Origin of the sequence: Arsenophonus endosymbiont of Bemisia tabaci Q2 (assembly GCF_902713415.1) — a bacterium.
GTDB lineage: Bacteria > Pseudomonadota > Gammaproteobacteria > Enterobacterales > Enterobacteriaceae > Arsenophonus.
In genome coordinates this window covers 1-6,528 of record NZ_CACTIE010000155.1, presented here as the reverse complement: position 1 = coordinate 6,528, position 6,528 = coordinate 1, and the positions used below count along the sequence as shown (strand labels likewise).

Genomic DNA, 6,528 nt, shown 5'->3' with positions numbered 1-6,528 from the left:
TTTAGGATTCAGCCAATAAGACAAAATGGCATGCATAGAGAAACAGCGCTATCAATAAAGATGTAAGATGAATTAATAGCATTTATAATATGCTGCAAATATTTTTTTAAAAAATTATACGATTAATTATAATTTATGTAGCAATAGGAAGGAGAAGGTGTGCAATATCAACAACCTATTCGTCGTTTAAGGCGATTACGTCAAACAGAAACAGTTCGCGCTTTATTTAAAGAAACAATTTTAACGCTAAATGATCTTATATTGCCCATTTTCGTGGAAGAAGAAATTAAAGATTATCAGCCTATTGCAACTATGCCTGGGGTTTTCGTATCCCGGAACACAAATTACCTTATGAAATCGAACGGATCGCTAAAGCCGGGCTCAAGTCAGTGATGTTATTTGGTATTTCCCATCATCTTGACGAAACAGGTAGCGATAGCTGGCAAGAGAATGGTTTAGTTGCCCGTATGTCAAAAGCCTGCAAGGATAGCGTACCCGATATGCTAGTCATGTCAGATACCTGTTTTTGTGAATACACCTCTCACGGCCACTGTGGTGTTTTAGGTAGCAATGCCGTTGATAATGACGCAACATTACTTAACCTCGACCGACAAGCAGTCACTGCGGCAAATGCTGGTGCTGATTTTATTGCGCCCTCTGCCGCAATAGACGGGCAAGTCAGGGCAATTCGTGAGGCGCTGGATCAAGCAGGTTTTACTAACACCGGTATTATGTCCTATTCAACCAAATTTGCATCTAACCTTTATGGCCCTTTTCGCGAAGCGGCAGGCTCTTGCTTAATTGGTGATCGCAAAAGTTATCAAATGGATCCAATGAATCGTCATGAAGCAATTAGAGAATCATTGATAGATGAGCAAGAAGGCGCTGACGTTTTAATGATAAAACCTGCTGGTGCTTATCTCGATATTATTCGTGATATTCGTGAGCGAACTGAACTACCATTAGCTGCTTACCAGGTCAGCGGTGAATATGCCCAAATTAAATTTGCTGCTCAAGCAGGTGCGATTAATGAAATTGATGTTGCGCTAGAAACATTAGGTGCCATCAAACGTGCCGGTGCTAATCTGATTTTGAGCTATTTTGCGTTAGATTTAGCAGAAGAAGAGTGTCTTTAAGCAATTTAGGTTGACAAAAATTGTCAGATGCTAGCGATTCTGAATTAATTGATATAACTGGGCGACTTTAAAATGATTACAACTAATTACTCTATATCAGTAAATTTATATTGGAGAAAAACATATATTTTGTAATCAAAATTAAGACACTTAGCTATAAATCACTATACCAAGGTAAGTTACCAATAAGGTACTCACCATATGAATTAAGATTTCCAAAAATCCATGATAGTAGCGCTATTGCTGAAAGGAAAGCATAACTTCCAATGAAAAGCTAGAAAAAGTTGATAAACCACCACAAAAACCGGTAATTAGCATCATTAGCATCAATCGCCACTCAGGTGATAGGGTATCATGGTTAGCAAAATAAGCAAAAGCAAGACCTAATATAAAACTAGCAATAACATTTGACAGATAAGTCCCTGTAATCGTCAACAAATTCTGTAGAAGATCTAAGCGGCATTCTTTAGTTCATGATATTTTTGATGTGGCGTTAAATAACAAATCGTTGAATGGCGTCGATAATAATTATAAAACTGAATGTAATTTTCAACTTCATAGACAACAGATTGATGATTCATAAACGATAAATGGTTAAGATTTTATGTCTTTAAACTCCTAAAAAATCTTTCCATCACGGCATTATCTAGGCAATTACCTCGCCGACTCATGCTTTGAGTTATTCTCCTTTCAAATAGGTGCGCCCTAAACTCCTCGGATGAATATTGGCAACCTTGATCTCAATGGAACATCAAATTAAGTCGCTTATCTATATTGTTGCTTCGAGCGCGATACGACAGATTTACCCGCACCGGATATTTTTTCAACTTGGATATTGCTATATCCACCTTCAACCATGAGTTTTGGATATTCCAGTTTTTTCTTTGCGCTAAAGGTCACTTTTACTTTTCGGGTGATATAGCTAAGCGACTTAATTTTGATTACAAAATATATGTTTTTCTCCAATATAAATTTACTGATATAGAGTAATTACTTGTAATCATTTTAAAGTCGCCCAGCTATAACAGCGATGTTTTCTATGCATGGGTCACCCAAGTCCTTATCCTAGTACTTCCTAAAAACAGTGTAATCATGATGGATAATGCAACTTTTCACAAGAAAAACAGTATTCAACAAGTCATCATCGATTCGGGGCATATGGTGGAATATTGGCCTACCTATTCGCCAGATCTTAATCCAATTGAACATAAATGGGCACAAGCTAAATGCAAAAAAAGCGCTCGGATGAGACACAGATATTTTGTTCGCACTCAATATGGTGTAATCAAAATTAAGTCGCTTAGCTATAAGCTATAAATCTCTACAGTTTTATTAGACCACTACAATTGGCTTTACAGGCATTACCGGACGGCCTTTCGCCAGCAGATAAGCATTTTCGTGGCTGTGTCCTAAAAACTCAGTTTTTGAGGCATAACGTTTCTTGAAAACGAGATGACCAACAATACGGAAGCCAGATTTTTTCCACGCATCAACAAATTTTTCAACCCGATTCCAGCCGTAAAAACTGACCATCAGACTATTTGGCTTCAATACACGAAACATTTCTTGACAGGCGGGCTTTAGGCATTCGTCATTTTTATCGTTGGCAATTGAGCGCCCTGACCGATCAGTATAATCAACCAGATAGGGAGGATCGGTGAGAATAAAATCGATTGCATTATCAGGAAAAGTTGACATAATTTTTTGGCTGTCGCCTTCTATAAATCGGGAATGTCCTGTGTCTGCTATTTAGTGGCACAGCAGAAAGTGAACCCATGTCACCATTACCTTACTGCCCGATGCCAGCTTTCCATTCGCCCATTTTAGGAGACGGCAAGCTGGCATCGGGCAGTAAGGGAAATCCTTCAAATTTCAAATTAATGCGATGGATAAATTTGATTTCCAAGCGGAATTCAATTTATTTAAGCGATACGCTTTTTTCACTGAGCTTCTAACATCCCGTAGGTAAACATAAGCGGAGCCGCTATTAGCGGCGACATCCTTATTTTTATGAGTAGCTAAAATCTTTTGCTTGTTTTTCTGTGAAAAGAATAGGAGTGAATCATCATCTTTCCAGTGTTTTTTTCAAATTAAGATAAAGTTCTTCTGCCATGTCGTGCAAATCTTCGCACTCATCTCATCTGAACAATCATCCAGATTAAGTTTATTGAGCTTATCTAAGAGTATTAATGTTTGGCTTTTTATAAAACCTGCCATATTCAGGGCTGTTAACTCTTGTTTGGTCATCGATTATAAAAAAATTAAGTAAAATTAAAAAGGAAATAGATATTAGGTTATTCTACCTGATGATAAGGATTTTTTCTTTTCCGGCGCTGCCTATCAATTGCGTGGAGCTGTGCAATTCCGGTCAGTAAATCAGAAACGACTTTCGTATTTTGTACATTAAGTCGATAACCCAATCCGCCCAAACCCTGAATAAGCAATAAATCACCAAATAAATCATAACAGAATTCTGCTTCATACCAGCGAGAATAATTTTCCCAACGCCAAATCAGCATGAGCATCAGTAGATTGATGGGTTGACTTATTTTGTCGTGCCAAACGCTCCAAATTATACTCAATATCTGCTTGGGGGACCTCTCCGACTATCTGACCGTCTTTGTCATAACGATTAGCACCTAACTGGATAAGTGCGGGATAATTAGCGTGATGTCCAATACTGCCTAAACAGGCTCTTAAACGCCTTCTGGCTTATCGGTAAGCGCTTTTCTTTCACTTCCTGCCAACATATCTTGCTGGATATAGCTAAGCGACTTAATTTGGATTACACCATATTGAGTGCGAACAAAATATCTGTGTCGCATCCGAGCGCTCTTTTTTTGCATTTAGCTTGTGCCCATTTATGTTCAATTGGATTAAGATCTCGCGAATACGTAGGCAAATATTCCACCATATGCCCCGCATTGATGATGACTTGTTGAATACTCTGTTTCTTGTGAAAAGTTGCATTATCCATCATGATTACACTGTTTTTAGGAAGTACTGGGATAAGGACTTGGGTGACCCATGCATAGAAAACATCGCTGTTAATATTGATATCAAATAATCCGATAGCAAACAGCGTTGTTCCCAATAAAGCGCCGATAACATTTGTTCTTCCTTTTGCTCCTCAGTTCTTGAGACCAACACACCGTTGACTTTTCGGGGAATAGCCGTGAATCCGCCGGGTATCGTGTGAAAAACCACTTTCATAAATAAAAACAAGACGTAGAGTTTTTTATAGGTCAATCCCATTTTTTTAATAGCTTGCCAAATGGCCTTCTGACAAACGCCAAAACGCTCTGCACGCTCTTTTTGGTAAACATCTGGATATTGTTCAAAATCTTTTATCAACTCGGATTTATCGATTTTTCGCTCACGCATAGTCGATGCTTTTGGCTCTATTTGATTAATCCAACGCGATACAGATGCAGAGCCAATCCGAAATTGCTTCGCTGTTTCTCGGATACTCAACCCTTTTTCTTCCATCGTAAATATCACTTTACTTCTAAAATCAATTGAATAGCTCATATAAATAATGTCATCAAAATTAAGTCGCTTAGCTATACCAATTTTCATGGGTTTCAATTGATTTTCAGGAAATAGATGAGGCCAAAAGGTGGTTATTTGTGAGATGGCTTCTTCTAACGGCAATCGCTTTTTGGGCAGTGTAGGTAGTTTTGGTATTTTAACCTTCACTTCCTGTTTAGATTTTTCAACCACCTTCTTAGGTTATTGTTTTGCTACTTTGGTAGAATGAGGCTTTTTGACTGCTTTTTGGCGCAGCATTCACCCAGACCTTTTTGCGGTAAACTGATTTACTTTTTGGGCTGCTCTTCCTGTGAAACCTTTCTATGGTGATTGAGGGTTAATTTCTTGCCTTCCGTCATCGTTTTAATCTTTAAACAGGTTGGTCATTTCGGCATCAGTCAAACACGTAAATTTCATCACTGATTGCCTATCCATGCCTGTTATTAGCATTTTTTTGCTATCTCAAGTTGCGCTTCAAGTTTACCTTTTTGTTCAGCAATTTGAATACCCTTTTGCATACATATTTCTTCAATTTGTTGAGCAATAGTCATAAGTGCTCCTTCGTGTTTCTCTGATTGTTTAGCTATCTCTGTGATAAATTCCATGGGCTTTTGAGCATTACCTTCCTGGATGAGATAGTTAAACATAGTAATGACTTGATTATCAGTATAATAATTATACGACAGTAGTGTCACAATTTCATCAAAAAGCTCGGTCATATCCCGTCTGCGAATGTGCTTTTGTATCAAAGTTAACAAAGCCATGCGCTTATGTTGCATAATCTCACCGTCTTCAAGTGTGGTGACATCGGCTAACTTAAAAGGATTGGTGTAGATATTCTCTGCGAGTTTTCTGTCTTCAAAGCAATCAAGCCAATGAATGCTATAGGGGTGAGGACTTTGTTCACCACAGTAAAACAGAATGGGGAAAACCAGCGCTAACTTTTTGTGACCAACCTCTAAATGCTTTTGCATTGCCGCCATGCAATGAGTTTATCAGGCGAAGATTGTGCTTCAATCAAAACATAAATATATCCGCTTCCCTTTCAGGTTTTTACCGAATACAGGATATCGCTCTGGTAATTCTTCATCTCACTATCAACAAATGAGCCTGATTCCACTTTGAGGCTATCTAAATCACACAGCGCTTTAATCTCATCGGGTAGCCAAATGTCGAAGAAGTCTTTTGCCGTCTCTTTCTCACTTAAAAACTTCTTGAATATAGCATCGTGTGGCGTTGGAGTGAATTTTTTACTTATTCGATATCTTCAATGAATACTGATTTAAACGCATAGAAATTATTCCGGTAAATCCGGTAAAAAAGACCAGCTGATGGCTGGCCAACACTAGGGAAAATATTGCCCATTAAATTAATAGTGGACAACTGCACAATGCTATCACAATACAAAAAATTTTTATTTAATTTTTTAATTCTAACATCTATAGATAAGCGTCTTAATTTTGATTACAAAAATATATGTTTTTCTCCAATATAAATTTACTGATATAGAGTAATTACTTCTAATCATTTTAAAGTCGCCTAGCTATATTTGATTAATCCAACGCGATACAGATGCAGCGCCAATCCAAAATTGCTTCGCTGTTTCTCGGATATTCAACCCTTCTTCTTCCATCGTAAATATCACTTTACGTCTAAAATCAATTGAATAGCTCATATAAATAATCTCATCAAAATTAAGTCGCTTAGCTATATGCATCACCGTGGTGGATTTGATGATGCGCTTTCGGGCAACTTATAGCTTGGCGACTTTAAAATGATTAGAAGTAATTACTCTATATCAGTAAATTTATATTGGAGAAAAACATATATTTTGTAATCAAAATTAAGACGCTTAGCTATA

Annotated in this window: 9 protein-coding genes and 5 pseudogenes; 3 read left to right on the top strand and 11 right to left on the bottom strand. The window is 37.5% G+C overall.

All coding sequences use genetic code 11. The features are described from left to right. Window positions 1–177: 177 nt before the first annotated feature. Both hemB and ARSQ2_RS08525 read left to right on the top strand, forming a co-directional pair. A pseudogene (gene hemB, locus ARSQ2_RS08530) lies at window positions 178–1,136 on the top strand (porphobilinogen synthase). Between the two features lie 110 nt (window positions 1,137–1,246). Next, complete coding sequence (locus ARSQ2_RS08525) at window positions 1,247–1,396, top strand: hypothetical protein (RefSeq protein WP_181995031.1); 150 nt, start codon at window positions 1,247–1,249, stop codon at window positions 1,394–1,396. Here the strand turns inward: ARSQ2_RS08525 and ARSQ2_RS14945 are convergent. The 3 genes and pseudogenes from ARSQ2_RS14945 to ARSQ2_RS08505 form a co-directional block, all read right to left on the bottom strand. Further along, a complete protein-coding gene (locus ARSQ2_RS14945) occupies window positions 1,374–1,571 on the bottom strand; it encodes a CrcB family protein (RefSeq protein ID WP_420837763.1) in 198 nt (65 codons plus the stop codon). The two genes, ARSQ2_RS08525 and ARSQ2_RS14945, sit on opposite strands and share 23 nt — an antisense overlap. 17 nt (window positions 1,572–1,588) lie before the next feature. Next, window positions 1,589–1,891 (bottom strand): annotated as a pseudogene (locus ARSQ2_RS13015) (integrase core domain-containing protein); the annotation flags it as partial. A gap of 10 nt (window positions 1,892–1,901) precedes the next feature. Continuing rightward, a complete protein-coding gene (locus ARSQ2_RS08505; RefSeq protein ID WP_181995028.1) occupies window positions 1,902–2,102 on the bottom strand; it encodes a hypothetical protein in 201 nt (66 codons plus the stop codon). Window positions 2,103–2,135: 33 nt separating this feature from the next. On the opposite strand from ARSQ2_RS08505, the gene ARSQ2_RS08500 reads away from it, so the two are divergent. After that, window positions 2,136–2,453 carry a transposase gene (locus ARSQ2_RS08500; RefSeq protein WP_181995033.1) on the top strand — a complete coding sequence of 106 codons (318 nt, stop codon included), beginning with the start codon at window positions 2,136–2,138 and terminating at the stop codon, window positions 2,451–2,453. A 27-nt stretch (window positions 2,454–2,480) separates the two neighbouring features. Here ARSQ2_RS08500 and ARSQ2_RS08495 read toward each other — a convergent pair. The 8 genes and pseudogenes from ARSQ2_RS08495 to ARSQ2_RS08460 all read right to left on the bottom strand — a co-directional run. After that, window positions 2,481–2,834, bottom strand: a pseudogene (locus tag ARSQ2_RS08495) (DNA methyltransferase); the annotation flags it as partial. Window positions 2,835–3,201: 367 nt separating this feature from the next. Next, window positions 3,202–3,383, bottom strand: a pseudogene (locus tag ARSQ2_RS08490) (Rop family plasmid primer RNA-binding protein). A gap of 47 nt (window positions 3,384–3,430) precedes the next feature. Continuing rightward, window positions 3,431–3,718 (bottom strand): hypothetical protein, encoded by a 288-nt coding sequence (locus tag ARSQ2_RS13010; protein WP_238334408.1) that lies wholly within the window; start codon window positions 3,716–3,718, stop codon window positions 3,431–3,433. A gap of 114 nt (window positions 3,719–3,832) precedes the next feature. Beyond that, window positions 3,833–3,982, bottom strand: a complete 150-nt coding sequence (locus tag ARSQ2_RS08480; RefSeq protein WP_181995026.1) for a hypothetical protein — start codon at window positions 3,980–3,982, stop codon at window positions 3,833–3,835. Further along, a complete protein-coding gene (locus ARSQ2_RS08475; protein ID WP_238334407.1) occupies window positions 3,922–4,230 on the bottom strand; it encodes a transposase in 309 nt (102 codons plus the stop codon). Before ARSQ2_RS08475 ends, ARSQ2_RS08480 begins: the two co-directional genes overlap by 61 nt. Then, the gene (locus ARSQ2_RS13005; protein WP_238334405.1) at window positions 4,119–4,667 is read right to left on the bottom strand and encodes an IS630 transposase-related protein; all 549 of its coding nucleotides are present in this window, start codon (window positions 4,665–4,667) and stop codon (window positions 4,119–4,121) included. The genes ARSQ2_RS08475 and ARSQ2_RS13005 overlap by 112 nt, the downstream gene beginning before the upstream one ends. 363 nt (window positions 4,668–5,030) lie before the next feature. After that, a pseudogene (locus ARSQ2_RS08465) lies at window positions 5,031–5,925 on the bottom strand (Rpn family recombination-promoting nuclease/putative transposase). Between the two features lie 285 nt (window positions 5,926–6,210). After that, window positions 6,211–6,342: an IS630 transposase-related protein gene (locus ARSQ2_RS08460; RefSeq protein WP_181995025.1), complete on the bottom strand. Its 132-nt coding sequence runs from the start codon at window positions 6,340–6,342 to the stop codon at window positions 6,211–6,213. Between the last annotated feature and the right edge of the window lie 186 nt (window positions 6,343–6,528).

Coding starts and splice junctions, on each gene's coding strand:
- ARSQ2_RS08480 (WP_181995026.1), bottom strand. CDS start 3,982: ATGCAAAAAAAGAGCGCTCGGATGCGACACAGATATTTTGTTCGCACT.
- ARSQ2_RS13005 (WP_238334405.1), bottom strand. CDS start 4,667: ATGAGCTATTCAATTGATTTTAGAAGTAAAGTGATATTTACGATGGAA.
- ARSQ2_RS08460 (WP_181995025.1), bottom strand. CDS start 6,342: ATGAGCTATTCAATTGATTTTAGACGTAAAGTGATATTTACGATGGAA.